The 25,732-nt window shown below is 64.3% G+C and carries 24 protein-coding genes; 13 read left to right on the plus strand and 11 right to left on the minus strand.

What is annotated here, in order from left to right:
- Nucleotides 1-19: 19 nt before the first annotated feature.
- Nucleotides 20-1,921, minus strand: coding sequence for a PhoX family protein (locus RIdsm_RS15305; protein ID WP_057815889.1), 1,902 nt, complete (start codon nt 1,919-1,921; stop codon nt 20-22).
- Nucleotides 1,922-2,060: 139 nt separating this feature from the next.
- A complete protein-coding gene (locus RIdsm_RS15310; RefSeq protein WP_057815887.1) occupies nt 2,061-2,243 on the minus strand; it encodes a hypothetical protein in 183 nt (60 codons plus the stop codon).
- A gap of 356 nt (nt 2,244-2,599) precedes the next feature.
- On the opposite strand from RIdsm_RS15310, the gene RIdsm_RS15315 reads away from it, so the two are divergent.
- From RIdsm_RS15315 to ilvN, 4 genes are all read left to right on the plus strand, one after another.
- Nucleotides 2,600-4,357 carry an acetolactate synthase 3 large subunit gene (locus RIdsm_RS15315; protein WP_057815885.1) on the plus strand — a complete coding sequence of 586 codons (1,758 nt, stop codon included), beginning with the start codon at nt 2,600-2,602 and terminating at the stop codon, nt 4,355-4,357.
- A complete protein-coding gene (locus RIdsm_RS15320; protein WP_057815883.1) occupies nt 4,357-4,656 on the plus strand; it encodes a hypothetical protein in 300 nt (99 codons plus the stop codon). The genes RIdsm_RS15315 and RIdsm_RS15320 overlap by 1 nt, the downstream gene beginning before the upstream one ends.
- Nucleotides 4,657-4,741: 85 nt before the next feature.
- Nucleotides 4,742-5,983 (plus strand): glycosyltransferase family 87 protein, encoded by a 1,242-nt coding sequence (locus tag RIdsm_RS15325; protein ID WP_057815881.1) that lies wholly within the window; start codon nt 4,742-4,744, stop codon nt 5,981-5,983.
- A gap of 13 nt (nt 5,984-5,996) precedes the next feature.
- Complete coding sequence (gene ilvN, locus RIdsm_RS15330) at nt 5,997-6,557, plus strand: acetolactate synthase small subunit (protein ID WP_057815879.1); 561 nt, start codon at nt 5,997-5,999, stop codon at nt 6,555-6,557.
- Here the strand turns inward: ilvN and RIdsm_RS15335 are convergent, their stop codons facing one another.
- On the minus strand, nt 6,558-6,923 hold the full coding sequence (locus RIdsm_RS15335) for a hypothetical protein (RefSeq protein WP_057815877.1): 366 nt from the start codon (nt 6,921-6,923) through the stop codon (nt 6,558-6,560).
- A 313-nt stretch (nt 6,924-7,236) separates the two neighbouring features.
- Here RIdsm_RS15335 and RIdsm_RS15340 point away from each other — a divergent pair, with 313 nt between their 5' ends.
- The 3 genes from RIdsm_RS15340 (at nt 7,237) to RIdsm_RS15350 (ending at nt 9,497) form a co-directional block, all read left to right on the plus strand.
- The gene (locus RIdsm_RS15340; RefSeq protein ID WP_082647374.1) at nt 7,237-7,974 is read left to right on the plus strand and encodes a helix-turn-helix domain-containing protein; all 738 of its coding nucleotides are present in this window, start codon (nt 7,237-7,239) and stop codon (nt 7,972-7,974) included.
- A 120-nt stretch (nt 7,975-8,094) separates the two neighbouring features.
- Complete coding sequence (locus RIdsm_RS15345) at nt 8,095-9,255, plus strand: aromatic ring-hydroxylating oxygenase subunit alpha (protein WP_057815875.1); 1,161 nt, start codon at nt 8,095-8,097, stop codon at nt 9,253-9,255.
- Nucleotides 9,252-9,497, plus strand: a complete 246-nt coding sequence (locus tag RIdsm_RS15350) for a hypothetical protein (protein WP_236553221.1) — start codon at nt 9,252-9,254, stop codon at nt 9,495-9,497. The genes RIdsm_RS15345 and RIdsm_RS15350 overlap by 4 nt, the downstream gene beginning before the upstream one ends.
- Before the next feature lie 118 nt (nt 9,498-9,615).
- Here the strand turns inward: RIdsm_RS15350 and RIdsm_RS15355 are convergent, their stop codons facing one another.
- Nucleotides 9,616-9,915 (minus strand): type II toxin-antitoxin system RelE/ParE family toxin, encoded by a 300-nt coding sequence (locus tag RIdsm_RS15355; RefSeq protein WP_057815874.1) that lies wholly within the window; start codon nt 9,913-9,915, stop codon nt 9,616-9,618.
- Nucleotides 9,912-10,154 (minus strand): type II toxin-antitoxin system ParD family antitoxin, encoded by a 243-nt coding sequence (locus RIdsm_RS15360; protein WP_057815872.1) that lies wholly within the window; start codon nt 10,152-10,154, stop codon nt 9,912-9,914. The genes RIdsm_RS15355 and RIdsm_RS15360 overlap by 4 nt, the downstream gene beginning before the upstream one ends.
- 142 nt (nt 10,155-10,296) lie before the next feature.
- On the opposite strand from RIdsm_RS15360, the gene RIdsm_RS15365 reads away from it, so the two are divergent.
- From RIdsm_RS15365 to RIdsm_RS15385, 5 genes are all read left to right on the plus strand, one after another.
- Nucleotides 10,297-11,439, plus strand: a complete 1,143-nt coding sequence (locus tag RIdsm_RS15365) for an acyl-CoA dehydrogenase family protein (protein ID WP_057815870.1) — start codon at nt 10,297-10,299, stop codon at nt 11,437-11,439.
- Nucleotides 11,436-12,479 (plus strand): enoyl-CoA hydratase/isomerase family protein, encoded by a 1,044-nt coding sequence (locus RIdsm_RS15370; RefSeq protein WP_057815867.1) that lies wholly within the window; start codon nt 11,436-11,438, stop codon nt 12,477-12,479. The genes RIdsm_RS15365 and RIdsm_RS15370 overlap by 4 nt, the downstream gene beginning before the upstream one ends.
- Nucleotides 12,480-12,483: 4 nt before the next feature.
- A complete protein-coding gene (gene mmsB / locus RIdsm_RS15375) occupies nt 12,484-13,356 on the plus strand; it encodes a 3-hydroxyisobutyrate dehydrogenase (RefSeq protein ID WP_057815865.1) in 873 nt (290 codons plus the stop codon).
- Between the two features lie 77 nt (nt 13,357-13,433).
- Nucleotides 13,434-13,631 carry a YgaP family membrane protein gene (locus RIdsm_RS15380; RefSeq protein WP_057815863.1) on the plus strand — a complete coding sequence of 66 codons (198 nt, stop codon included), beginning with the start codon at nt 13,434-13,436 and terminating at the stop codon, nt 13,629-13,631.
- Nucleotides 13,632-13,729: 98 nt separating this feature from the next.
- A complete protein-coding gene (locus RIdsm_RS15385) occupies nt 13,730-14,050 on the plus strand; it encodes a hypothetical protein (RefSeq protein WP_057815861.1) in 321 nt (106 codons plus the stop codon).
- A 93-nt stretch (nt 14,051-14,143) separates the two neighbouring features.
- On the opposite strand, the gene uvrA is transcribed toward RIdsm_RS15385, so the two are convergent.
- The 6 genes from uvrA to RIdsm_RS15415 form a co-directional block, all read right to left on the minus strand.
- On the minus strand, nt 14,144-17,002 hold the full coding sequence (gene uvrA / locus RIdsm_RS15390; RefSeq protein ID WP_057815859.1) for an excinuclease ABC subunit UvrA: 2,859 nt from the start codon (nt 17,000-17,002) through the stop codon (nt 14,144-14,146).
- 171 nt (nt 17,003-17,173) lie between these two features.
- A complete protein-coding gene (gene lpdA, locus RIdsm_RS15395) occupies nt 17,174-18,568 on the minus strand; it encodes a dihydrolipoyl dehydrogenase (protein WP_057815856.1) in 1,395 nt (464 codons plus the stop codon).
- Between the two features lie 149 nt (nt 18,569-18,717).
- Nucleotides 18,718-19,302, minus strand: coding sequence for a DUF924 family protein (locus tag RIdsm_RS15400; RefSeq protein WP_057815854.1), 585 nt, complete (start codon nt 19,300-19,302; stop codon nt 18,718-18,720).
- A 119-nt stretch (nt 19,303-19,421) separates the two neighbouring features.
- Entirely contained in the window at nt 19,422-20,678 is a 1,257-nt protein-coding gene (locus tag RIdsm_RS15405) for an MFS transporter (RefSeq protein ID WP_057815852.1), read from the minus strand.
- Between the two features lie 104 nt (nt 20,679-20,782).
- Nucleotides 20,783-21,832, minus strand: coding sequence for a tRNA preQ1(34) S-adenosylmethionine ribosyltransferase-isomerase QueA (gene queA, locus RIdsm_RS15410; protein WP_057815851.1), 1,050 nt, complete (start codon nt 21,830-21,832; stop codon nt 20,783-20,785).
- A gap of 2 nt (nt 21,833-21,834) precedes the next feature.
- Nucleotides 21,835-25,170: a YhdP family protein gene (locus RIdsm_RS15415; protein WP_057815848.1), complete on the minus strand. Its 3,336-nt coding sequence runs from the start codon at nt 25,168-25,170 to the stop codon at nt 21,835-21,837.
- A gap of 93 nt (nt 25,171-25,263) precedes the next feature.
- Between RIdsm_RS15415 and RIdsm_RS15420 the strand changes: the two genes are divergently transcribed.
- Nucleotides 25,264-25,725, plus strand: coding sequence for a peroxiredoxin (locus tag RIdsm_RS15420; RefSeq protein ID WP_057815846.1), 462 nt, complete (start codon nt 25,264-25,266; stop codon nt 25,723-25,725).
- Nucleotides 25,726-25,732 lie beyond the last annotated feature (7 nt).

Raw genomic sequence — 25,732 nt, forward strand, 5'->3', positions numbered from 1 at the left:
TTCCTATTCTCGCGCAGGCTCAGCCGACGAGGTCGCCATCCTCACGCCAGACCACCACGATGGCCGAGCGCGGCAGCTTGCCCTCGCCATCGGGGAACGGCGCATCCGGGTGCTGGATGCCCACGAACATCGCCGTCCGGTCCGCCGACCATGTCAGCCCCGTCACTTCCGAGCCCTTGGGCCCGGTCAGGAACCGTGCGATCTCGCCCGTCACCGGGTCGCCCGCCAGCATCTGGTTGTTGCCCATGCCGGCAAACTCACCCTCGTTGCTGTCGTCCCCATCCGTCTGGATCCAGACGATGCCGGCACTGTCGAACGCCATGCCGTCGGGCGAGTTGAACATGTTGCCGTTCGTCACGTTCTCCGACCCGCCATAGACGTTCTGGTAGACGTCCGGGTTGCCCGCCATCACGTAGAGATCCCAGTCGAACCCATCGGCGGCATGATCGTCCTCATGCGGCCGCCAGCGCACGATCTGGCCGTAATTGTTGGTCTCGCGCGGGTTGGGCCCGTTGACCGGCGTCTCGTCACCGCCCGCATTGGGCTTCACGCCCCGGTTCTTGTTGTTTGTCAGGCAGCAATAGGCCTCCACGGCATGCGGGTTGGCGGCGATCCACTCCGGCCGGTCCATCGTCGTGGCCCCCACTTCCGAGGCCGCCATCCGGGCGAATATCAGCACCTCGGCCAGGCTCTCCATCCCCGTCGTCTCGGGCGTCAGCGGCAGCCACTCGCCGGTGCCGTCGTCGTTGAACTTCGCCACCGAAAGCGTGCCCTCGTCCAGCAGCCCCTCGGTCGAGCCACCCGGCGCATAGGCCGCAGCCGAGACGAACCGGTACATGAACTCGCCCCGCTCATCGTCGCCCATGTAGACCACCACGCGACCGTCGGGCGCCAGCACCACCTCGGCATTCTCGTGCTTGAAGCGGCCCAGCCCGGTATGCTTGACCGGCGTGCTTTCCGGATCGCTCGGGTCGATCTCGACCACCCAGCCCGCGCGGTGTGGCTCATGCGGGTTCTTCGCGGTGTCGAACCGGTCATCCCACTTGTGGTAATCGTAACCCCAGCCCTCCGGCCCGATGCCATAGCGCTCGTACCCGGCCTGCACCTTCTCCGGCACGTCGCCTTTGGCGGACGCGCCGAAATACCCGTTGAAGTTCTCTTCACAGGTCAGGTACGTGCCCCAGGGCGTCTTGCCCGAACCGCAATTGTTGAACGTGCCAAGGCTCTCGGTCCCGCTCGGGTCGGCCTCGGTCTTGAGCAGGTCGTGCCCCGCGGCCGGCCCGGCGATTTTCATCGGCGTCAGGTGGGTGATCCGGCGGTTATAGAGGCTGTCGACCACGACGCCCCAGCCGCCCTCGCCCTTCTCGACCTCCATCACCGTCACGCCCTGCAGCTTCTGCAGCTTGCGCACATCGTCGAGGCTTCCCGGCACGCCCTCCTCGGTCTGCGGCAGGTTCACCTCGCGGTTGGTGTATTCGAGGTTCACCGCGATCAGCTCATGCCCGTCATGCACGAAGGTTTCCATCCCGTCGGTGTTCTCGCCGAACACCCGGTCGGCGCTGTCCGCGTCGCCCCCGGTCTCGTGGTCGAATTCCGGCGCATCCGAAAACAGCGGATCGCCCCAGCGCACCAGCACGTCCCACTTGTAGCCCTCGGGCACATGCACCGTCGCATCGGTCTGCGCCGCAATCGGCTTGAACGGAAAGCGCGAGGCTTCCATCGCCTCGGCCGCCGTCGAGCCCAACAGCTGCGCCGTGCCCATCGCCGCCGCGCCCGAGCCGAAGGCCACCACCCCGCCAAGGAAACCGCGGCGCGAGATCGCCCGCTCGACCACCTCGTCGAAATCACACCCCTCGGGGCGCGGGTCGTTCAGCTCGTCCCACTCGTCGGCGGATATCCGGTTCAGGTCTACGTCTTTCATGGCTGGCTTCTCCCTTGCTGCAAAGACCGGCTGTCATCGGTAAAGGCTTTGGGTGATTCCTGTAAAAACCATGTGTCCGTTTGCCTGCAATACGACGACAGCCGCCCCCGCCGCCCGACATGGGCGGGTTTTCGCCACGTCAGGTACAGCGCACCCCCGCTTCCACCAGCTCGAACGCCACGATCTCGAACTCGTAAAGCGCGCTGTTGTCCGGCCGCAGCGCCCGCGCGATCAGCCGGCCCTCGTCATCGTGATAGACCGCATGCGCCGTATGCAGCGCGCGATAGCAGTGGTCGCCGTTCGGATAGTAATACTTGATCATGCCTCTCTCCGGGTCAGGTTGCCTGCCCGACACCTAGCATTTCCCGCTGACAGCCCCTGTCGGCAGGCCCCGACCGCCGAAAAGCCCCATTTCGCGCAACATCCGTAAAGCAAACCCGCCGCCCTGCGACACTTTTTTCACCAAACCGCCACGATCGCGGTTGACGGGTCCGGCCCCTCACCATAATGTCCCGCGCACGCAGACAGGAGCTTCCGATGTTCGGACCGATCGTAATTCTGGTAGGCAAATGGCGCATGGGCCGGTAACGGACACCATAACGGTACCCCATGCGCCCCCGAAAATCGGGGGCTTTTTTATGCGCAGCGACAGACACGTCATAAACGGAGCAAATCAAGATGACACGTCACATGACCGGAGCGAAAATGGTGGTTCAGGCCCTCAAGGATCAGGGTGTGGACGTCGTATTCGGATACCCCGGCGGGGCCGTGCTACCGATTTATGACGAGGTCTTTCAGCAGAACGACATCAAGCACGTGCTCGTCCGCCACGAACAGGGCGCCGTGCACGCCGCCGAAGGATATGCCCGCTCGACCGGCAAGCCCGGCGTCTGCCTCGTCACCTCGGGCCCCGGCGCCACCAACGCGGTCACCGGCATCACCGACGCGCTGATGGATTCGATCCCGCTCATCGTCCTTTCGGGTCAGGTGCCCACCTTCATGATCGGCAACGACGCCTTTCAGGAGGCCGATACCGTCGGCATCACCCGCCCCTGCACCAAGCACAACTGGCTGGTGAGCGACACCAAGGACCTCTCCAACATCGTGCACCAGGCCTTCCACGTCGCCACCAGCGGCCGGCCCGGCCCGGTTCTGGTCGACATCCCCAAGGACGTGCAATTCGCCAGCGCCGAATACACGCCCCCGCAAAAGGCCAAGACCTCGCATTACCAGCCGCAGGTCAAGGGCGACATGGAGGCGATCACCGAGCTGGTCGAGGCCCTGGAAGAGGCCGAACGCCCGATCTTCTATACCGGCGGCGGCGTGATCAACTCCGGCCCGGCAGCCAGCCAGCTTCTGCGCGAACTGGTGGAGGCGACCGGCGTGCCGATCACCTCCACCCTCATGGGCCTCGGCGCCTACCCGGCCAATGGCGACAAGTGGCTCGGGATGCTCGGCATGCACGGTCTCTACGAGGCCAACATGGCGATGCATGACTGCGACCTGCTGATCAACGTGGGCGCTCGGTTCGACGACCGGATCACCGGCCGCGTCGACGCGTTCAGCCCGCATTCGAAACGCGCCCATATCGACATCGACCCCTCCTCGATCAACAAGGTCATCAAGACCGACATCCCCATCGTCGGCGACATCGCCCATGTGCTGGAAGACGTGCTCAAGATCTGGAAATCCCGCGGCCGCAAGACCAACCGCGAGGGGATCGAGAAATGGTGGGCGCAGATCAACGACTGGAAGAAGGTCAACTGCCTCGCCTTCACGCAGGCCGGCAAGACCATCAAGCCGCAATACGCTCTCCAGCGCCTCGAGGAACTGACCAAGGATCACGACCGCTATATCTGCACCGAGGTCGGCCAGCACCAGATGTGGGCGGCGCAGTACCTGGGCTTCAACGACCCCAACCGCTGGATGACCTCCGGTGGCCTGGGCACGATGGGCTACGGCTTCCCGGCCTCCATCGGCGTGCAGATGGCGCACCCCGATGCGCTCGTCATCAACGTCGCGGGCGAGGCCTCGTGGCTGATGAACATGCAGGAGATGGGCACCGCGGTGCAGTTCCGCCTGCCGGTCAAGCAGTTCATCATGAACAACGAACGCCTCGGCATGGTCCGCCAGTGGCAGGAGCTTCTGCACGGCGAGCGCTACTCGCATTCCTGGTCCGAGGCCCTGCCCGACTTCGTGAAACTCGCCGAGGCCTTCGGCGCCAAGGGCATCCAGTGCAAGGATCCGACCGACCTCGACGACGCGATCATGGAAATGATCGAGCATGACGGGCCGGTGATCTTCGACTGCCTCGTCGAGAAGCACGAGAACTGCTTTCCGATGATCCCGTCGGGCGAGCCGCACAACAAGATGCTGCTGGGCGAGAACGCCTCCACCAAGGACGCGATCAGCACGTCCGGGGCGGTCCTGGTGTAATGGCGACATACCTGATCCTGTCCGCCATCAGGGCGCTGCTCGTAACGGGTTTCATCTCCTACATCACGAGCAGCATCCTGACGGACCGGGCCCGCCGGCTGGCCTGCGCCGCGATCGTGGCGCTCTCCTTCGGCGCCCTGATGGACGGGATCACACCGGACGGGTGGGACTACGAATACATGTTCGGCCACCCGTTCTTTTTCTACCTCGTCGCCAACCTGCCCGCCGTCTTCGCCGTGCTGGTGACCCTTCTCATCTGGCCGCAACCCGCAACGTCCGAGGACGCGGCACGTCCATGACCGTCTCTCACCCGCCCTCACCCGTAGGGTGGGTGAAACCCACCATCCCCCACCTCCCGACGCGCGCCCTGCAAGGACCTGCCGCATGACGCCCAACGCCACCCCAGACGCAAGCCTATCGGTCCTCGACACCCGTCGCGGCCGGCAGCTCTGCCTGATGGGCGCGCTGCTGACGGCGTTGCTCGGCGTGATGCTGATGCTGCGCGACGTGGCCGAGATCTCCGGCTCCGGGCTGTCCTCCGTCTCGGTCGATTTCTACGTCTTCTGGGCGGCGGCCAAGCTGGCCCTTCAGGGCCTGCCCCTCGACGCTTTCGACGTCGACCGCATCCGCGAGATCGCCAACGTCACCCAGGAAGGCTGGATGCCCTGGGCCTATCCGCCGGGCTTCCTCCTGCTGGTCACGCCCCTCGGCCTGCTACCCTTCGCCCCGGCCTGGGCCGCCTTCATGGGGCTCTCCGTCGCGGCGCTGGCACTGGCCACGCGGCCCTTCACCGCCGGCCGCCCGCATCTCCTGCTGGCCATCGCCCTTGCGCCCGCGATCCTGCCCTGCCTCCTGGTGGGCCAGACAAGCATCCTCTGGCTCGCGGGGCTCATGGCAGCTCTCGCCGCCCTGCACGCCGAAAAACCCCTCCTCGCCGGCCTCTTCATCGGCCTGCTGACGCTCAAGCCCCAGCTCGGCCTGCTCCTCCCCGTCGCCCTGATCGCCGCCGGCCAGTGGCGCACCATCCTCGCGGCCGTTGTCACCACCCTTGCGCTCGCCGCCATCCCCACCGCCCTCTACGGCACCGCCTACTGGCCCGAGATGCTCGCCATGCTCGACCAGCACGGCACAACCGTCCGCGGCGCCATCGCCGATCTGACCCTGATGATCAGCCCCTACTCGGCCCTCGCCGCGCTCGGCGTCGCCGAGCCCGCGGCGCTGACCGCGCAATGGGCCCTCACCGCCCTCTGCGCCCTCGCCGTCTTCGCCGTCTGGCGCCGCCCCGCCACCTCCTTCGACCTGCGCGCCGCCACACTCCTCTCGGCCATCCCTTTGGCCTCGCCATACCTCTGGCACTACGAATCCGCCTTCCTCGCCCCGGCCGCCCTCTTCCTGCTGCGCGACGGCGTCATCACCCCCGCGCGACCCCTCACCCTCCTCCTCGGGCTCGCCATGTGGCTCAGCCTCGGCCCCTCGGCCCTCGCCCTGCTCCAGACAGGCCAGGCCGACCTCTTCCGCCCCGTCTTCCTGCCGATCGCCCTCGCCGCCTTCCTCACCTGCCTGTGGCACACCCTGCTCAGGCCCCGCCCTTCGGCCAACCCGGCCGCCTCAGAACAACCCCAGTGAAGGATCAGACCCAATGTCAGCGCTCAAGATCAAGAAAGGCTCGACCAAGCATTCCGCCTACAACCTGCGCCCGACCTTCTCCGACAAGGCCGAGACGCACACGCTGGCGGTGATCGTCGACAACGAACCGGGCGTGCTGGCCCGCGTCATCGGCCTCTTCTCCGGCCGCGGCTACAACATCGACAGCCTCACCGTGGCCGAGGTCGACCATACCGGCCACATGTCGCGCATCACCATCGTCACCACCGGCACGCCGCAGGTGATCGAACAGATCAAGGCCCAGCTCGGCCGCATCGTGGTGGTGCACGAAGTCCACGACCTCACGGTCGAGGGCCACTCCGTCGAACGCGAACTGGCCCTGCTCAAGGTCGCCGGTGAAGGGGACAAACGCGTCGAAGCCCTGCGCCTCGCCGATATCTTCCGCGCCAACGCGGTCGACAGCACCCTGAACAGCTTCGTTTTCGAGATTACGGGGACGCCCCAGAAGATCGATGCCTTCGCCGACCTCATGCGCCCCCTCGGCCTGACCGAGATCGCCCGGACAGGCATCGCCGCGCTCTCGCGCGGCGCCTGATCAGCGGTAGGCGGTCTCCACCGCGCGATGCGCCTTCGGCGTGCCGCGCGGGTGCAGGGCCACGACGTTGTTCTTTCTCGGGCTCGGAGTAGGCGGCGCAATCTTGTTGCGCCGCAGGTTCGCCTTGGCCGCCTTCAGATCGCCCGGCAGCGACGGAAATTCATGCGCCGACACGACACAGGGATCAACCGCAAGGCGCATGTCATCCACCTCGCGAAGATCGAACTCGACTAGGTCACCCGGCACGAACAGGCTGGCCTCGGACAGGTTCGACTCATCTTTGTAAAAGGCAAGATTGCGGTGGTCCTCACACCAGATGACCGCCCGATTTTGCTTTTTGTCACTCCACAGAACTACGCCGTACATGGTGTCCCCAGTTTTCTTCCTCACCCCCGATTTTGGAAGAACTGGGCCAAATGTGAATGGGTTGATTTGGACGCGCGCCGGGGCAATTTGTGACAAGCCGGCCACAGCTTGACGCCAAGTCGCGTCACAGCTGACTCTAAGTAGCGTCGATTTTTCTGGAATATCCGGAGAATCTCCGATAGCGTGCCGTAACACTCTCGTATGCAACCATAAAGTACATCCGGCTTTGACACAACAACGCACAGCCGACTCGCGCAATCGCGACATCGACCCGGCCGCGCTACGCGAAGTGTTCGGTGAAAACCTCCGTCGCATGGTCGAAGACTACCGCTCGGTGTCCGAGCTTTGCCGCGAGCTCGGTATCAACCGGACCCAGTTCAACCGTTACATGTCCGGCGAAAGTTTCCCGCGCCCCGATGTGCTGCACCGGATCTGCGAATTCTTCGAGACCGATGCCCGCATCCTCCTCGAACCGATCGAGGATCTCAAGCCGTCACCGAATGACTTGGTTAATCACCCCTTCCTCGCCGGCTTCTTCGGCCAGGCCACGGTGCATGTCTCGACCGACCTCTTCCCCAGCGGCTTTTACCGCTTCGCCCGGAAAAGCTTCGTCGATGCCTCGCGTTTCGTGCTCGGGCTGGTGCTCATCAAGCGCGGCGACGGCTACACCTTCCTGCGCGGCTTCGAACCGCGCCAAGGCGTGCGCGAACAGGGGCTCTCGACCGATCCGCGCACCCGCGAATACCGCGGCATCGTCATGCGCCAGGAAGACGGCATCATGGCCGTCGTCACCCACCGCGACTCGCTGGCCTGCTCGTTCAACTTCCTGACGCCGGAAACCTCGTTCCAGTCGAACCTCTGGGAAGGCTACGCCTCGCGCACCGTGCGCGAGAAGATCTCGGGCAACCGCGCCACCCGCATGGTCTACGAGCATCTCGGAAGCGGCACCGGCCGCGTCCTGCAGGCCGCGCGCGAAACCGGCGTCGTCCCGATCGAAAAGGTGCCCCGCTTCTACCAGCACCTGCTGCGCCCCGACGAGGATTTCCGCTAGGGGCGCACCCGCGCCAATCCGCAGCCCCATGTCGCCCTGAGATAAACCGGGTCGCTGCCGGTCGGTCGCAACCGGCCCATCCATGCGTAGGTCACCAAAGCCAACGCATGGAGACCCGCGATGACCGCCACCGTGACCGACCTCAGCCACGTCCGCCTGTCCGTCGACAAGGCGCACGGCCTGCCCAACGCCCATTACATCGACCCCGAGGTTTACGCCGAAGAGCGTCAGGCGCTGCTCTTCTCGCAATGGGCGGGTCTCGCCGTCGCCGCCGACGTGCCGGAACCGGGCGATGCCGTGCCGATGGAATTCCTCGGCATGCCCCTCCTGCTCATCCGCGACAAGGAGGGCGACGTGCGCGTCTTCCAGAACATCTGCCGCCACCGCGGCATGATCCTGGTCGAGGAACCCCGCAAGATCGAGGGTGCGATCCGCTGCCCCTATCATTCCTGGTGCTACTCGACCAAGGGCAAGCTGGTCTCGACCCCCCATGTGGGCGGCCCCGGCCACAACACCCACGAAACCATCAAGCGCGACGATCTCGGCCTGATCGAGGTCCGCTCCCATGTCTGGCGCGACGTGGTCTGGATCAACGTCTCGGGCGACGCCCCCGCCTTCGAGGACGCCATGCGCGACATCATCACCCGCTGGTCGGAATTCGACCTGCCGGTCTACCACGGCGGCCATGACAGCAAGATCACGCTGGAGGTCCAGACCAACTGGAAGCTCGCGGTCGAGAACTACTGCGAAAGCTACCACCTGCCCTGGGTCCACCCCGGGCTCAACAGCTATTCCAAGCTGGAAGACCACTACAATATCGAGAAGCCCGGCGAATATTCCGGCCAGGGCACGATGGTCTATCGCCAGCTCACCAACGAGAACGGCGAAACCTTCCCCGATTTCGCCGATGTCGGTTCGAAATGGAACGAACAGGCCGAATACATCGCCGTCTACCCGAACGTGCTTCTCGGCGTCCACCGCGACCACGCCTTCGCCATCATCCTCGAACCCCGCGGCCACGACCGCACGGTCGAGCATATCCACCTCTACTACTCGGTCCCCGACAGCGACGAGGGGCTGCGCATGCGCAACACCCAGCTCTGGAAGACCGTGTTCGAGGAAGACATCTTCGTCGTCGAAGGCATGCAGAAAGGCCGCCACGCCACCAGCTTCGACGGCGGCCGCTTCTCGCCGGTGATGGACAGCCCGACCCACTGCTTCCACGACTGGGTCGCCGCCAAGATCGAAACCCACCGCGGCCTGGCCAAAGCCGCCGAATGAGGGACGAGCCGGATCAAAGCGTCGGCATGGTCGACTCCCTGGATGCGCAGCTCCTCGCCGCGCATGACGGCGACGACCGTTTCGCCCTGATCCGGCTCTACACCCAGGCCGCCGACATCACCAACGACGTCGACGCGGCCTGCTTCTTCCTCACCTACGCCTATGTCTTCGCCCTCGAGGTCGGCGCCGCCGAGGCCGCCACCCTCCACGCCCGCCTCAAGGCCCACGGGCGCGAGGAATAGCCCACGCCCCTTCGCTCACCCGCCTTTTCCACGAGCCCCCTCTTGCGAGACAGCCTGAAAAGGCTGGCGAGCATCGCCCCCCGCGAGGCAGCCTGTAAAGGCTGACGAGCAGCCGCGCTCACTCCGACAGAATTGCCTGCCAGTTCGCCCGCGCATGCACCACGCGCACCACGTCCAGACCCCGCTCATCCGCCAGGAAAACGATCAGATGCGCCCTGTAGGGATGTATACGCACAGGCGGCACGAACTCTTCCCGCAATCGGGCCGTCTCCGGAAATTCCGCCAGCACCCCCAGCGTTCGGTCGAGCCCCGTCAGATAGGCAACCGCCTGCCCCTCCGACCACCTCTCGACCGTGTATCGCCAGATATCGTCCAGGTCGGCCTCGGCCCTGGGGCGCCACAGAATCTGGCGGCTCACTCGCCCTGACCGCGCGTCTTCCTGTCAATGAACCCGGCCATGTCGAACGCCTGCGGCTCGCCGCTCCGAAGCCCCTCCTCGATCATCCCCTGCAACTCGCCGATCGCCTGCTGCCGCTCCAGATCCTTCCGGATCAGGTCGCGCACGTAATCGCTGACATTGCTGTACTGCCCGCCCTTGGCGCGCGCTTCGACGCATGTTTTCATGTGATCGGGAAGGGAGACGTTCATCGTGGCCATGACGGTAACATCGGCTTCTTGGCAAAGTTTGTCAATATGACCCCGCCCGCCGGGCCGGAAAACATCCTTGCAATTCCCCCCTCCCCTCCGTTAATTAAACACACGTTCAATTAGACGAACGCCAGGAGGAGGAGGCACCCCCATGGATTTCGCCCTCACAGAGGAACAGACGGCCATCTTCGACATGGCCCACGCTTTCGGGCAGGAACAGATCGCCCCCCACGCCCGCGACTGGGAAAAGGCCGGCACCATCCCCAAGGATCTCTGGCCCCAGGTGGGCGAGCTGGGCTTCGGCGGCCTCTACGTCTCCGAGGAGTCCGGCGGCGCCGGCCTCTCCCGCCTCGACGCCACCCTCGTCTTCGAAGCGCTCAGCATGGCCTGCCCCTCGGTCGCGGCCTTCCTCTCGATCCACAACATGTGCGCCAAGATGATCGACAAATTCGCCAGCGACGAGATGAAATCCCGCGTCCTGCCCAAGGCCATCGCCCTCGAAACCGTCCTCTCCTACTGCCTCACCGAACCCGGCTCCGGCTCCGACGCCGCCGCCCTGAAAACCCGCGCCGAGAAAACCAACGAGGGCTATACCCTGAACGGCACCAAGGCCTTCATTTCCGGCGGCGGCTATTCGGATGCCTATGTCACCATGGTCCGCACCGGCGACGCGGGCCCCAAGGGCATCTCCACCGTCTATGTCGAAGACGGCACCCCCGGCCTCTCCTTCGGCGGGCTCGAAGACAAGATGGGCTGGCGCTCGCAACCCACCCGCCAGGTGCAGTTCGACGACTGCAAGATCCCGTCGGAAAACCTCGTCGGCGAAGAGGGCCGCGGCTTCTCCTACGCCATGGCGGGCCTTGACGGCGGCCGCCTCAACATCTCGGCCTGCTCCCTCGGCGCGGCCCAGACCGCCATGAACCTCACCCGCGACTACATGGCCGAGCGCAAGGCCTTCGGCCAGTCCATCGACCAGTTCCAGGCCCTCCAGTTCCGCCTCGCCGAGATGGAGATCGAGTTGCAAGCCGCCCGCACCTTCCTGCGCCAGGCCGCCTGGAAACTCGACACCGAAGCCCCCGACGCCACCAAGTTCTGCGCCATGGCCAAGAAATTCGTCACCGAAGCCGGCTCGAAGATCTGCAACCAGTGCCTGCAGCTTCACGGCGGCTACGGCTACCTCGCGGATTACGGCATCGAAAAACTCGTGCGTGACCTGCGCGTTCATGAAATCCTCGAAGGAACCAACGAAATCATGCGCCTCATCGTGGCGCGGCACATGCTGGCGGAAAAATGACCGACATATCGATCCGGAAAGACGGCAAGGCGGGCCGCATCACCCTGACCCGCCCCAAGGCGCTCAACGCCATGACCTACGAGATGTGCCTCGCCATCGAGGACGCGGTCGATGCCTGGGCCGATGACGACACGGTCGAGCTCATCATCATCGACGCCGAGGGCGACAAGGCCTTCTGCGCCGGCGGCGACATTGCCGAGCTTTACGACACCGGCACCAAGGGCAACCTCGACTACGCCCGCCGCTTCTGGCGCGACGAATACCGCCTCAACGCCAAGATCGCCGAATACCCCAAACCCTATGTCGCCTTCATGCAGGGCTTCGTCATGGGTGGCGGCGTCGGCATCTCCTGCCACGGCCACCCCCGCATCGTCTGCGAATCCAGCCAGATCGCCATGCCCGAATGCGGCATCGGCCTCGTCCCCGACGTGGGTGGCACCTACCTGCTGGCCAAGGCGCCGGGTCGGCTGGGCGAATATCTCGGCACCACTGGCACCCGGATGAACGCGGGCGACGCCATCCACGCGGGCTTTGCCGACCACTTCATCCCGCAGGAGAAATGGGCCGACCTCATCGCGCAACTCAGCGAAACCGGCGACATCTCCCTCATCGAGCAATCCACCGAAACCCCGCCCGAGGGCAAGGTCAGCCCCCAACAGGCCGAGATCGACGCCCATTTCGGCGGCGAAACCCTGCTCGACATCCTCAACTCCCTCAAATCCTCCGACAGCGAGTTTGCCGAGCAGGCCCTCAAGGCCCTCTCCCGCGGCTCCCCCCTCTCGATGGCCTGCACCATCGAGATGCTGCACCGCTTGCAAGGGCCCGCCGCCGATATCCGCCGTGCGCTCGACCTCGAATACCGCTTCACCCATCGCGCGATGGAAAAGGGCGACTTCCTCGAAGGCATCCGCGCCGCGGTGATCGACAAGGACCGCACGCCCAAATGGCAGCACGACCTCGACAATCCGCCGCAACTGGCGGCGACCCAGATGCTCATGCCGCTCGGGGCCGACGCCCTGACATTCGAAAAGGAAGGATAACGCCATGAAGATCGGATTCATCGGACTGGGGAACATGGGCGGGCCGATGGCCGCCAATCTCGCCAAGGCCGGTCACGAGGTGACAGGCTTCGACACCGCCGAGGTCAGCATCGAGGGCGTCACCATGGCCCCCACAGCGGCCGACGCCGCCAAGGGCAACGCCGTGGTCATCACCATGCTGCCCAACGGCAAGATCCTCCGCGCCGTCGCCGAGGAAATCCACCCGGCGATGGACGAGGGCGCCGTGCATCTCGACTGCTCGACCGTCGATGTCGACAGCGCCCGCGCCGTGGCCGAGGCCGCGCAGGCCGCCGGCCTCTCCGCGCTCGACGCGCCGGTCTCGGGCGGCATTGCCGGCGCCGCGGGCGGCACGCTCACCTTCATGGTCGGCGGTGACGAGGCGGGCTTTGCCACCGCCAAGGAACTCTTCGACATCATGGGCCAGAAGGCCGTGCATTGCGGCCCCTCCGGCAACGGTCAGGCCGCCAAGATCTGCAACAACATGATCCTCGGCGCCACCATGATCGTCACCTGCGAGGCCTTCGCCCTGGCCGACAAGCTGGGCCTCGACCGGCAGGCCATGTTCGACGTGGTCTCCACCTCCTCCGGCTACTCGTGGTCGATGAACGCCTATTGCCCCGCCCCGGGCGTCGGCCCGCAATCGCCGTCGGACAACGACTACAAGCCGGGCTTCGCCGCCGACCTGATGCTCAAGGACCTGCGCCTTGCCATGCAGGCGGCCGAGACCGCCGATGCCGACACCACGCTCGGCAAGGCGGCCATGCAGCTCTACGAGCAGTTCGTCGAGAAGGAAGACGGCGCCGGCAAGGACTTCTCCGCCATGCTCCCCCGCCTCGAAAAGCGCGGGCACAGCTAGGTCGAATTGATCTGCGTCATATTCATATTTGGAAATATGATTAAGGCTGGTCCCATCTGACACGAAAGGGACCAGCCATGTTCAAGCAAAACATCGGCAATATCGAACGCATCCTCCGCGTCCTCGTCGGCGCGGCCCTGATCCTCGGCTACTTCCTAAGCGACGGCGCCTATAGCTGGCTCTACCTGCTGGGCATCATCCCGCTCGCCACGGGCGTGATCGGCTATTGCCCGCCCTACGCCTGGCTCGGCATCAACACCTGCAAGCGCAGCTGAGGCAGCAATCCGCGCACCCGCTCCGGCCCGCATTGCGGTGCGGCCGGGCGGCCCCATCTTGAGTGGCCCATCCATAGGCACGCCAAGGAGGCCACCCAATGCGCAGGATACTCGTCACCACCGTCATCGCCGCGGCCACATTTACGACGCCGCTTGCCGCCCAAGCCGGTGCCGCTGGCTGCCCGCCGGGGCTGGCCAAGAAACAGAACGGCTGCCTGCCCCCCGGACAGGCCAAGAAGATCTACAACAACAATCAGCCGCGGTACCTGCGGAACGGCATACTCGTCGAGTACCCCCAACGCTACGGGCTGAACCCGGCCTACACGTACTACCGCTCCGGCGGGAACGTCTACCGGGTCGACCGCGACACCCGCGAGGTGCTCGACCTCATCGGCGCGGTCAGCCGCATTCTGAACTGATCCGTCACCGGCTCGCAGGGTGGCGGCCACCGCCACCCGCACCGACGTGATACCGACAAAATACCGACGTTATACCGACGTTGAAAAACGGCCCTATTCGGCCGCCACCTTCCGCGCCGCCAGCATCTCCTTGAGGTAATGCCCGGTATGGCTCCGCGGCTCCTCGGCCACCGTTTCCGGCGTCCCGACCGCCACGATCTCGCCCCCGCCATCACCGCCTTCCGGCCCGATATCGATCAGCCAGTCAGCCGTTTTGATGACGTCAAGATTGTGTTCGATCACGACAACCGTATTGCCGGTTTCCACAAGCTGATGAAGGACTTCCAGCAGTTTCTTCACGTCCTCGAAATGCAGGCCCGTCGTCGGCTCGTCGAGGATATAGAGAGTCCGCCCCGTCGACCGTTTCGACAACTCCTTCGACAGCTTCACCCGCTGCGCTTCGCCGCCCGACAAGGTCGTCGCCTGCTGCCCGACCTTGATATAGCCAAGCCCCACACGCGCCAGCGCATCCATCTTCTCCCGGATCGACGGCACCGCCTTGAAGAACTCCTGCGCGTCCTCGACAGTCATCTCAAGAACGTCGGCTATGCTCTTGCCTTTCCACGTGATTTCCAGCGTCTCGCGGTTGTACCGCGCGCCATTGCAGGTCTCGCAGGTGACATAGACATCGGGCAGAAAGTGCATCTCGATCTTGATCAGCCCATCGCCCTGGCAGGCCTCACACCGCCCGCCCTTGACGTTGAACGAGAACCTTCCCGGCTTGTACCCCCGCGCCTTCGCCTCCGGCAGCCCGGCAAACCAGTCCCGGATCGGCGTGAACGCCCCGGTATACGTGGCTGGATTGGAACGCGGAGTCCGCCCGATGGGTCGCTGGTCGATATCGATCACCTTGTCCAGGTGCTCCAGCCCCTTGATCGTCTCGCACGGCGCCGGCGTCTGCCGCGCCCCGTTGAGCCGCATCGACGCGGTCTTGAACAACGTCTCGATCGTCAGCGTCGACTTGCCCCCGCCGGAAACCCCGGTCACGCAGACGAACTTGCCCAGAGGAAACTCGGCATCGACCGCCTTAAGATTGTTTCCTTCCGCCTTGATAACCTTGACGGATTTCCCGTTCCCCTTGCGCCGCTCAGACGGAATGGAAATCTCCCGCTGGCCTGACAAGTATTGCCCGGTCACAGAGGCCGGGTCAGCGGCAATCTGCTCCGGCGTGCCGTGGCTCACCACCTGCCCGCCATGCACCCCGGCGCCCGGACCGATGTCGAAAACGTAATCCGCCGTGCGGATCGCCTCCTCGTCATGCTCCACAACGATCACCGTATTGCCCTGGTCCCGCAGGTTCTGCAGCGTCTGCAACAGCCGCCCGTTATCCCGCTGGTGCAGGCCAATCGACGGCTCGTCGAGCACATACAACACCCCGGTCAGCCCCGACCCGATCTGGCTCGCCAGCCTGATCCGCTGGCTCTCACCGCCCGACAACGTCCCCGCACTGCGCGACAGCGTCAGGTAGTCGAGCCCAACATTGTTAAGGAAACCAAGACGTTCGCGGATTTCCTTCAGGATGGCCTTGGCAATCTCGTTCTTCTGCGCCGTCAGGCTTTCCGGCACCGTCTCGCACCATTCATAGGCCTCACGGATCGACATCTCGACCACCTGGCCAATGTGCAGATTGGCGATCTTCACCGCCAAAGCCTCGTCCCGCAGGCGATAGCCGCCACAGGCCCCACACGGCCGGTTATTCTGATACCGCTCAAACTCCTCACGGATCCACGCGCTATCCGTTTCGCGATACCGGCGCTCCATGTTGGGGATCACCCCTTCGAACACCCGGCTCACCTGGTAGACGCGCCCGCCCTCGTCATAGCGGAACTGAATTTCCTCGTCGCCCGAGCCATAGAGGAACACCTGCTGCACATGCGCATCAAGATCCTTCCACCGCGCATTCCGGTCGAACTCGTAATGCTTGGCGATGGCCTCGATCGTCTGAAGGAAATAAGGGCTTTTCCCTTTCCGCCACGGCGCCAGCGCCCCGTCGGCAATGCGAAGTTGCTCATCGGGCACCACCAGCCGCTCGTCAAAGAACAGCTCGGCACCAAGCCCCCCGCATTCCGGGCAGGCCCCGAACGGCGCGTTGAAAGAAAACAGCCGCGGCTCGATCTCGGGGATGGTGAAACCACTGACCGGACAGGCAAAATTCTCGGAGAAGGTATGCCGCTCCGGCTCCCCCTCCTTCGGGGAGGTCTCAAGCACGGCAATCCCGTCAGCCAGATCGAGAGCGGTGCGGAAACTGTCGGCCAGCCGGGTGCCAATGTTGTCCTTCACCACCAGCCGGTCGACCACCACGTCGATATCGTGGCGAAACTTCTTGTCGAGCTTGGGCGGATCGTCGAGCTCGTGAAACTCCCCGTCGACCTTCACTCGCTGGAAGCCCTGCTTGCGCAACTCCAGGAATTCCTTGCGATATTCGCCCTTCCGGTCACGCACAATGGGCGCCAGAAGATAGGCGCGCGTGCCTTCCTCCATGCCCAGCACACGGTCGACCATGTCCTGCACCTGCTGCGCCTCGATGGGCAGGCCGGTCGCCGGCGAATAGGGCGTGCCGACCCGGGCGAACAGCAACCGCAGGTAGTCGTAAATCTCGGTGACGGTGCCAACGGTCGAGCGCGGGTTCTTGCTCGTCGTCTTCTGCTCGATCGAGATCGCCGGGGAAAGACCGCTGATATGGTCCACATCCGGCTTTTCCATCATGTCGAGGAACTGCCGCGCATAGGCCGACAGGCTTTCGACATAGCGCCGCTGCCCTTCGGCATAGATCGTGTCGAAGGCCAGCGATGACTTGCCCGAGCCCGAAAGCCCGGTGATCACCACCAGCTCGTTGCGCGGAATATCCACGTCGATGCTGCGCAGGTTATGCTCCCGCGCACCGCGCACTTCGATATGCTTGAGCTCGGCCATCTGCTCCCCCGGTTCACACTGGTTAAGAGATAGTGGAGCCGGTCGGATCTTCCAAGTCAAAACTGCGAACATAACGGGAACACCTGACAAGCCCTGTCAGCACGGCGATTATTTCCCCGTCATGCTCGGAAACATGCCGATTCTGCGCTTCGTGTCCCGGCCCTGACCGCGTCAGATGTGGATCACCCGGTCATAGGCGTCGAGCACCGTCTCGTGCATCATCTCGCTCAGCGTCGGGTGCGGGAAGACGGCGTGCATCAGGTCTTCCTCGGTGGTCTCGAGCTGCCGGCCCACGACGTAGCCCTGGATCAACTCGGTCACCTCTGCGCCCACCATGTGCGCGCCCAGAAGCTCGCCCGTCTTCTCGTCGAAAACAGTCTTCATCATCCCTTCCGCCTCGCCAAGGGCGATGGCCTTGCCGTTGCCGATAAAGGGGAAGCGGCCGACCTTGATCTTGTAGCCCTTCTCCTTGGCCTGCGCCTCGGTCATGCCGACGCTGGCAATCTGGGGATGGCAATAGGTGCAGCCGGCAATGCTGTCGGGGCGCACGGGGTGCGGATGCCCACCGGCAATCAGTTCAGCCACCATCACGCCTTCATGGCTGGCCTTGTGCGCCAGCCACGGTGCACCGGCCAGGTCACCGATGGCGTAAAGCCCGTCGACGCCGGTGCGGCAGTACTCGTCGACGATGACGTGGGTCCGGTCGACCTTCACGCCCAGATCTTCCAGCCCCAGCCCTTCGACATTGCCGACAATCCCCACGGCCGAGATCACCGTGTCGAACTCGTGCGTCTCGGTCTTGCCGCCGGTTTCGATATGGGCGGTCACCTTGCCCTTGGCGCGGTCGAGCTTCTTGACCGTCGCCTTCTCCATGATCTTCATCTTCTGCTTCTGGAACGCCTTCTTGGCAAAGGCCGAAATCTCGGCGTCTTCGACCGGCAGGATCCGGTCCATCACCTCGACCACGGTCGTGTCGGCGCCCAGCGTGTTGTAGAAACTGGCGAACTCGATCCCGATGGCGCCAGAGCCGATGACCAGCAGCTTCTTCGGCATCCGGGGGGGCAACAGCGCATGCTTGTAGGTCCAGACGAGATCGCCATCCGCCTCGAGACCCGGCAATTCGCGCGCGCGCGCGCCCGTGGCCAGCACGATCGCCTTCGACTCCAGCTCCTCGGTGCCCTTCTCGGTCTTGACCGAGACCTTGCCCTTGGAAGGAAGAGTCGCCTCGCCCATCACGGTTGTGATCTTGTTCTTCTTCATCAGGTGCCCGACGCCAGAGGCCAGCTGTTTGGCCACCCCGCGCGAGCGTTTCACCACGGCGTCGAGATCGTAATCGATCCCGTCGGCCTTCAGGCCGAACTCCTTGGCGCGGTGCATCAGGTGGAACACCTCGGAACTGCGCAGCATCGCCTTCGTGGGAATGCAGCCCCAGTTGAGACAGATACCGCCCATGTGCTCACGCTCGACGATGGCCACGTTCAGGCCAAGCTGCGCCCCGCGAATGGCGGCCACATAGCCCCCCGGCCCCGCGCCGATAACGATCATGTCAAAGGATTTTGCCGCCATTTCCGTCTCCGTCTGGCTGTGTTCCGGAATTTAGTTTGATATTAAACTATCTATCGTCTTCACACAACGCAGCAAACGCGCCCCGCAACGCAATGTCACGGGGTGCGCAGCTAACGGGTTCATTCGCAATGCTTTTCCACCACCCATTGTCAGGCGGCGTCGGCCTCCTGCAGAGCGCGCACGGTCGAGCCATAGCCGCCCTGTTCGACATAATCGAGCTCGGGCTCGGTCGAATTGCGGCTCAGCGCCGCGTTTCGATAGGGGAAGCGGCCGAACATGCGGATCACCTCGCGATGGGCACGGGCGTGCAGCAGATTGTCGTCTCCGCCCTGCGGCATCCGCTCCATCACCAGCCGGATGCAGCGTTCCTGGTCGCAGAGGTTCTCGGAATGCATCAGAGGCAGGTAGAAGAACTGGCGAGCCGGCTCGTCGATGCGAAGATCCCACTTTCGGTGAATGGCGGCCTTGGCCGCGGCCACGGCATGCTTGTCGGTCGAAAAGGCCTGAGTCTTGCCGCGGTACATGTTCCGCGGGAACTGGTCCATGACGATGATGTAAGCCAGCGTGCCGGTGGGATAGGTCAACCAAAGGCCGTAGGTGCCCTCGCGCGCCCTCTCCCATGTTTCCTGGAACCTGTCGCGCACGGTGCCGTCAAGTTCGTCGGACACCGCGTACCAGCCCTGAGGCCCGACCTCATCGAGCCAGAACCGCAAGACCTCCTCAGGGGTCGTCATTGGTCACTCCTCATCTTTCCCACACCCGAATAGGGAAGCTTAGTCCCATATCCTTTTCTTTGGACAGTAAAAAATTGCAACATCGGCAATAGTCCGTGACTGTGGATAACTCGTTAGCGCTATCCGGCTTCCTGTTCGTCCTGAGCGGTTTCGTAGTCGTATTCGGCCGCCAGGTTCACGGCCATCGGCGAGGCAGACATCGACACCATGGTAAAGCTTTCCGTCTCGTCCACAGAGGGTGCCGCACGCTGCGTCATCCGGTAGGCGGCATAGGCGGTGACAGCGAAGCACAGCACCGAGATGACAAGGAAGAAGGCCCAGGCACCAAGCTGCCCCATGAGCCAGCCGGTCGCGACCGGCCCTGCAACCGCTCCCAACCCGTTGATGAACACCATGCCGCCCGCCGCGGCGGCCATGTCCTCGTGGTTCAGGAAGTCATTGGTGTAGGCGATGAGAAGCGAATAGAGCGGGTTCGACATGCCCCCCACCATCAGCCCGGCGAGCAGCAGCGCCGGAAAGAACGATCCGAAGATCGCGCCCACGACACCGCCCAGACCGCATATCGCCGCCGCAATGAGGATCAGCAGGCGCCGGTCCATGCGGTCAGACAGCCAGCCAATGGGGAACTGCAGCACCATGGCCCCAACGAAGAAGGTCGACACGAAGGTCGAGATCTGCGCCACAGTGAGCCCCACCTCGGCGCCGTAGACCGGCGCCATGCCGAACTGTGCCGAGAAGACGCCGCCCAGCAGGAACATGCCGACACAGCCCAGCGGCGAGATCTTCATGATCTGGCGCAGGCTAAGCGGTTTGGCGGTATCGAAGGCCGGCGTCGGGCTGATCGACAGGAGAATGGGCGCGAAGGCCAGCGAGATCAGAACCGAGGGAATGATGAACAGCACGAACCCGCCCGGATCGGCGACCAGCATGAGGGCCTGTGCCGAAACGATGCCGACCATCTGCACGATCATGTAGAGCGACAGCGCCTTGCCGCGGTTCTCGTTGCTGGCCGCTTCGTTCAGCCAGCTTTCGGCCGTCACATAGACGCCCGAGAAGCAGAACCCGATCAGGATGCGCCCGATGCCCCAGGCATAGGGGTCGGCGAAGGTCGGATAGAGGATCATCACGGCGGAAATGAGCGAGGCCAGCGCCGCAAAGACCCGCACATGACCGACACGCCGGATCATGTCCGGTGCCATCCGCGACCCGAAGAGGAACCCCACGAAATAGCCGGACATGACGAGCGACATCTGAAGCGTCGAAAAGCCTTCGATCTCGCCACGAATACCGAGAAGCGTGCCCTGCATGCCGTTGCCGACCTGCAGAAGCATCATACCAAGAAGCAGCGCCCATGCGCTGGACAAAACCGAAAACATAAACGTGCCTCCCGTACAGACCCGGCCTGAGTGCCTTAACACACCAAAGGTGTCACGGCCAAAACCGATTCAGGCTGACCTGCCCCTGCCGCCGTGCCAGCCTTTCAGCCGGGGATCAACAGCGAAGCGTCTCCATAGGAAAAGAAACGGTACTCTTCGGCGACCGCATGCTCATAGATGTCCCGGATGCGCCCCTGCCCCATCAGGGCCGAAACGAGCATCATCAGGGTCGAGCGCGGCAGGTGAAAATTGGTCATCAATGCATCGGTCACCCGGAACTTGAAGCCGGGATAGATGAAAATCTCGGTCTCGCCCCGCCACGGCGTGATCTGCCCGCCCTGGGCCGCGCTTTCGATCAGGCGCAACGCGGTCGTGCCGACGGGAATGACGCGATGGCCGGCCGCCTTCGTCTCCGCGATCTCGGCAGCGGCGGCCTCGCTGACCTCGCCCCACTCGGCGTGCATCTTGTGGGTGGTCACGTCCTCGACCTTCACAGGCAGGAAGGTACCTGCACCGACATGCAGCGTGACATGGGTGAAGGTCACGCCCATATCGGCCAGCGCCGTCAGCAACGCCTCATCGAAATGCAGGGATGCGGTCGGCGCAGCCACGGCGCCTGTGTTGCGGGCCCAGACGGTCTGGTAATCCTCGCGGTCCTGCTCATCCGCCGCCCGGCGCGCTGCGATGTAGGGCGGCAGCGGCATCGCGCCCGCCTGGTTCAGCGCCGCATCGAACTCATCGCCCTCAAGGTTAAAAGCCAGCACCGCCTGCCCGTCTTCCTTGGCCCGGCACGTGGCCTCCAGCCCCGCACCGAAACGCACGACCTCTCCCTCGCGCAGCTTCTTGAGCGGCTTTACCATCGCCCGCCAGCCGCCATCCGGGGCCGGGTCGAGCAGCGTCACCTCGATCCGGGCTTCGGTTTCGCCGGTCGCGCCTTCGCGCCGCCGCGTTCCCGTCAGCCGCGCCGGGATCACCTTGGTGTCGTTCAGCACCAGCCGATCCCCCGGCCGAAGCCACCGGCCGAGATCGGCCACCTTCGCGTCGGTGATGGCATCGCCGTCGGCCACCAGCAGACGGGCCGAGCTTCGCGGCCGCGCAGGCCGTGTCGCGATCAGCCGTTCGGGCAGATCGAAATCGAAATCGGAAAGCTTCATGATTACCGGTCCTGGCTCCGAGTCGTGTCTTCGCGTGTTTGGCTTTCCCCCGTGCTGGAGGCAACACCCGAACGCTTGGGCGGCGCCCGGCGAAAGAGTTCGCGAAACATTCCCGGCGTCAGCACCGAAAGGGGGTTCACCTGAACTTTCGGCTGGCTTGTCGGCCCCTTCAGTGAATACTGGAAACCCAACAGGCCCTCGCCCTGCCGCGAGAACAGCCCTCCGAGCATGTTGACGGCGTAGACAGGAGAAATCACGCCTTCCATGTCCATCTGCTGGGCTTCCAGCCAGTAATACCCCTCCATCGAGATACCGAGCGATGCTCCGACGGCGCTCCCGTTGTATACGGTCACGCGGTCGGGCCCCAGCTGGAACTCGGTTTCGACCCGGTTGAAATGCAGCCCCTCGCCGGCGAGCTGTTCGAGAATGCCGACAACGCTCAGCGCATTGAGCAGCGCGGCCATCGCCGGCGCATCCTTGACCCGCAGGTTGTCGACCGTCAGCTTGCCGTCATAGGTGCCTTCTGCCTGCCCCGGCACCAGTACCAGCGCCAGCGACCCGTCGCGCGCCTGTTTGAGCACGTTGGCCGAGCGCAAGACGCCGCCGGCATCCTGTGACGTGATGGTAAAGGCGCTGCGCCCATCGCGGGGAAGGACCCGCCCGACAATCGGCGTTCGCCCGTTGACCTTGCCGGTAAACTTCCCGTCGGCGCCTTGCGACATGTCCAGCTCTGCATTGAACTCGGTCAGCGCGATCTTGTCGGATATCTGCAGCCGGTCGAGCCGCAGCGACACCGGTCCCTGCTCCCCCCTTGGGCCGTCGCCCTTTGCGGCCAGCGACGTCTGTCGCAGGTCGATCTCGCCGCCCGTGACCCGGACGAGTGGCGGCTTGTTCGGCCCCAGCCCGACTAGGTCAACCGGGGCATCGACCCAGGAGCCAAGCTGCACCCTGCCGAAATTGGCCTGCTGAAGCGTACCGTCGTCATTGAGGGTCACCGACCCGTTGGCCCGCAGCCCGGCCGCATCCAGCCGGATCCGGTCGATGCTGGGCGGCTGCCCAAGCGCGCCGCTTACCTCGAGCAAGCCGGTCGCATCCGCTCCGATCGCCCAGTCGAGCGGCCGCAGGCGAAGCGCCACACCGCCAAGGTCGGAGGACATGCGGAAGACAGGCGGCGTCTCGTTCTCGAAGTCGATCTCGATCTGTCCACGCCCCGCACCGGAAATGCTGCCCGGCGGCAGTCCGATGCGGAACTCGTCGGCGAAGCGTTCCGACAGTTCGATCCAGCCATCGACATGCGAGCGCCCGTTGCTGCCCTCGACCAGGGGCATCGACCAGGTTCCCCCGAACGGGACCCGACCGACCCGACCCTCGCCGGATATGTTCAACCGCTCGTTGGTCGCGTCGATCTTCAACTCCGAAGAGGCCAGCACGCGTTCCTCGATCAGCGTCTCGCTGCGCACGTCCTGCATCGCGCCGGTCAGGCCGAAGGCCACGTCGTCGGGCTGAAGGTCATCGATCACGAGAAAATCGAGCTGGCCTTCCAGCGTCGCCCGTCCGTCGGCCAGCGTAACCGGCCGACCGGCCTTGTCGAGAAAACGGAACGGTTCCTCGTTCAGAAGCGACAGCGCGGCGGTGATGGTGCTGCTGGTCTTCAGCCGCACGCGCCCGGGGCCGCGCTTGACGCGGATGTCGGGGATGTCGAAGCTCGACCCGGATATGTCGATCTTTCCCCCTTGCGCGGCAGTCACATAGCCCTCGTGCGCGGCAATCACGAAGCGGTTGTCATGGATCGTTGCATGGCCACGCCCGTCTTCGATCACCGGGACATTCTTGATGAATCGCGAGGTGAGCTCGGAAAAGTCGAACCCCAGGAACACGTCCGGCTTGTGACCGGGGACCGAGCGCAGCGCCACCTGTATGTCGCTCAGTGTCGCGGTCACGATATTCTCTTCGATCCAGGTCCGGGTCTTGGGTTCAAGCCCCTCCGGCCAGAGTGTCATCAATCGGTCCGGATCGATCCCCGGCAACCGGCCGTCAACGCTTGCATACCAGCCGTCGGGCTTTGCGTGCACGTCCCCCGTGACCACGAGGTTCTGGCCTTGGTCCGACAGGCTGAGTTCGCCCAGCGTGATGCGGAACGGGTCGAGCGTCAGCCGCATGTCCATCATCGCCCCCTCGAAGGCGACCGGCTCATCGTAGATCTCCATCGGATTGGCGGTCAGGTCATGCACGCGAAACTGCGAGACAAGCGCATTCGGCCAGCCGTCCTCCATGCCGGCAAGATAGGTCTGGCCCTCGATCCGGGCGCTGACCCACCTGCTTTTCAGATCCAGTTCGTGAAACCTGATGAGCTGATCGGCAGGATCGTAGGTGAAATGGGTACTGGCATGATCGAAGGCCACCGGGCTCGCCGCCTCGTTGGGATGCAGGACCCCGGCCCCGATTTCTAGCTTGGTATCGAGCGGGCCCAACTGGCCCTCCTCGTCCACCGCGGCGCGGATCGAGCCTGAAATCGGCGCCTCCAAGGCGGTCAGCCACGTCAGGGCGGGCGACTGACCGGCAATATCGCCCGCAGGCATATCCTCGAAATCCACGGCGATTTCTGCCGCGGTCTCACCGATCCGGCTGGAATAGGCGACCGCCAGCGTCGTCGCGTAATCCCGCGCGCCCAGCAACGCGAAATCCGTGCGGATCGTCAGATCCTGTCCGTCGCGCTGCACCTGGATGCGGCCGCCATCCACGGTCCAGGCCTTGCCGGCGCGGGCATCTTCGAACCGCAGCGTAAGGTTTTCTGCCGACACCTCTGTCAGCGCCGAGAAATGCGGCCTCTGAAAGAACGTGTCCGCCTGCTTGATCAGGGCGGTCACGGTTTCGGCTTCCTCGACCGGGCCTGCCGTGTCGCCCACGCTGACGCCGACGGCACCGTCGGCGGCCCGCCGCAGGGTCACGCGCGCACCGGTCAGCGATATCCGGCCGGGCTGCAATTGCCCCTTGAGGAGCGGCCCCAGGGCAACGGCGCTCTGCACATCCGACAATTGCGCGATGGGCGTGCCGGCCTCGTCGCGGATCGTCACCCGGTTCAGCGCCAGCCTCGGCACCCAGTCGTTTTCCAACACGACCGACACATCGGCAAACCCGATCGACAGCCCCTGTACATCGCTATTGATCTTTTCGGTGATCCGCTCTCGCAGCCAGTCGGGTGCCGAAATCCGCGTTCCGAGCAGGGACAGGGTCGCAACAACTGAGGCCGCGGCAAGCGCAACCATCAGCCCGCCGCTCCAGAGCCCGGCCTTTTTCAGACGCCGGCCGCGCGGCCGTTCCTGTTTTTCATCGGTCATTCTTGTCTTCAAACGGTGACCTGCCTCTGGCTGTTTATTCTGGCGTCTCGCGCCCTAATATGAAACTCAATTCTTTGCTGAAGGAGAAAGCCCATGCTGAAACCCGCCGAAGAGGCCCCCGATTTCACCCTGCCCCGCGATGGCGGCGAAGATGTGACACTGTCCGGCCTGCGCCCTGCGCCGGTTGTCCTGTTCTTCTATCCCAAGGACGACACCTCGGGGTGCACCAAGGAAGCCATCGCCTTCACCGGTCTTGCGGGCGAGTTCGAGGCCGCCGGCGCCAAGGTTTTCGGCATCTCCAAGGACACCGTCGCCAAGCATGACAAGTTCCGCGACAAGCACGAGCTGGGCATCCCGCTTTTGTCCGACGCCGAGTCCGACGTGTGCGAACGCTACGGCGTCTGGAAGGAAAAGAGCATGTACGGCAAGAAATTCATGGGCATCGAACGCACCACTGTGCTGATCGGCGGCGACGGCAAGGTCGTGCAGGTCTGGCCCAAGGTGAAGGTGCCGGGACATGCCGAAGAGGTACTCGAGGCGGTGAAGGCGCTTTGACGGAACA

Origin of the sequence: Roseovarius indicus (genome assembly GCF_008728195.1) — a bacterium.
GTDB lineage: Bacteria > Pseudomonadota > Alphaproteobacteria > Rhodobacterales > Rhodobacteraceae > Roseovarius > Roseovarius indicus.

What these genes read in the sequence shown, in the direction of transcription:
- RIdsm_RS15305 (WP_057815889.1), bottom strand. Translation starts at nt 1,921, where the DNA reads ATGAAAGACGTAGACCTGAACCGGATATCCGCCGACGAGTGGGACGAG.
- RIdsm_RS15310 (WP_057815887.1), bottom strand. Translation starts at nt 2,243, where the DNA reads ATGATCAAGTATTACTATCCGAACGGCGACCACTGCTATCGCGCGCTG.
- RIdsm_RS15315 (WP_057815885.1), top strand. Translation starts at nt 2,600, where the DNA reads ATGACACGTCACATGACCGGAGCGAAAATGGTGGTTCAGGCCCTCAAG.
- RIdsm_RS15320 (WP_057815883.1), top strand. Translation starts at nt 4,357, where the DNA reads ATGGCGACATACCTGATCCTGTCCGCCATCAGGGCGCTGCTCGTAACG.
- RIdsm_RS15325 (WP_057815881.1), top strand. Translation starts at nt 4,742, where the DNA reads ATGACGCCCAACGCCACCCCAGACGCAAGCCTATCGGTCCTCGACACC.
- ilvN (WP_057815879.1), top strand. Translation starts at nt 5,997, where the DNA reads ATGTCAGCGCTCAAGATCAAGAAAGGCTCGACCAAGCATTCCGCCTAC.
- RIdsm_RS15335 (WP_057815877.1), bottom strand. Translation starts at nt 6,923, where the DNA reads ATGTACGGCGTAGTTCTGTGGAGTGACAAAAAGCAAAATCGGGCGGTC.
- RIdsm_RS15340 (WP_082647374.1), top strand. Translation starts at nt 7,237, where the DNA reads ATGGTCGAAGACTACCGCTCGGTGTCCGAGCTTTGCCGCGAGCTCGGT.
- RIdsm_RS15345 (WP_057815875.1), top strand. Translation starts at nt 8,095, where the DNA reads ATGACCGCCACCGTGACCGACCTCAGCCACGTCCGCCTGTCCGTCGAC.
- RIdsm_RS15350 (WP_236553221.1), top strand. Translation starts at nt 9,252, where the DNA reads ATGAGGGACGAGCCGGATCAAAGCGTCGGCATGGTCGACTCCCTGGAT.
- RIdsm_RS15360 (WP_057815872.1), bottom strand. Translation starts at nt 10,154, where the DNA reads ATGGCCACGATGAACGTCTCCCTTCCCGATCACATGAAAACATGCGTC.
- RIdsm_RS15365 (WP_057815870.1), top strand. Translation starts at nt 10,297, where the DNA reads ATGGATTTCGCCCTCACAGAGGAACAGACGGCCATCTTCGACATGGCC.
- RIdsm_RS15370 (WP_057815867.1), top strand. Translation starts at nt 11,436, where the DNA reads ATGACCGACATATCGATCCGGAAAGACGGCAAGGCGGGCCGCATCACC.
- mmsB (WP_057815865.1), top strand. Translation starts at nt 12,484, where the DNA reads ATGAAGATCGGATTCATCGGACTGGGGAACATGGGCGGGCCGATGGCC.
- RIdsm_RS15380 (WP_057815863.1), top strand. Translation starts at nt 13,434, where the DNA reads ATGTTCAAGCAAAACATCGGCAATATCGAACGCATCCTCCGCGTCCTC.
- RIdsm_RS15385 (WP_057815861.1), top strand. Translation starts at nt 13,730, where the DNA reads ATGCGCAGGATACTCGTCACCACCGTCATCGCCGCGGCCACATTTACG.
- uvrA (WP_057815859.1), bottom strand. Translation starts at nt 17,002, where the DNA reads ATGGCCGAGCTCAAGCATATCGAAGTGCGCGGTGCGCGGGAGCATAAC.
- lpdA (WP_057815856.1), bottom strand. Translation starts at nt 18,568, where the DNA reads ATGGCGGCAAAATCCTTTGACATGATCGTTATCGGCGCGGGGCCGGGG.
- RIdsm_RS15400 (WP_057815854.1), bottom strand. Translation starts at nt 19,302, where the DNA reads ATGACGACCCCTGAGGAGGTCTTGCGGTTCTGGCTCGATGAGGTCGGG.
- RIdsm_RS15405 (WP_057815852.1), bottom strand. Translation starts at nt 20,678, where the DNA reads ATGTTTTCGGTTTTGTCCAGCGCATGGGCGCTGCTTCTTGGTATGATG.
- queA (WP_057815851.1), bottom strand. Translation starts at nt 21,832, where the DNA reads ATGAAGCTTTCCGATTTCGATTTCGATCTGCCCGAACGGCTGATCGCG.
- RIdsm_RS15415 (WP_057815848.1), bottom strand. Translation starts at nt 25,170, where the DNA reads ATGACCGATGAAAAACAGGAACGGCCGCGCGGCCGGCGTCTGAAAAAG.
- RIdsm_RS15420 (WP_057815846.1), top strand. Translation starts at nt 25,264, where the DNA reads ATGCTGAAACCCGCCGAAGAGGCCCCCGATTTCACCCTGCCCCGCGAT.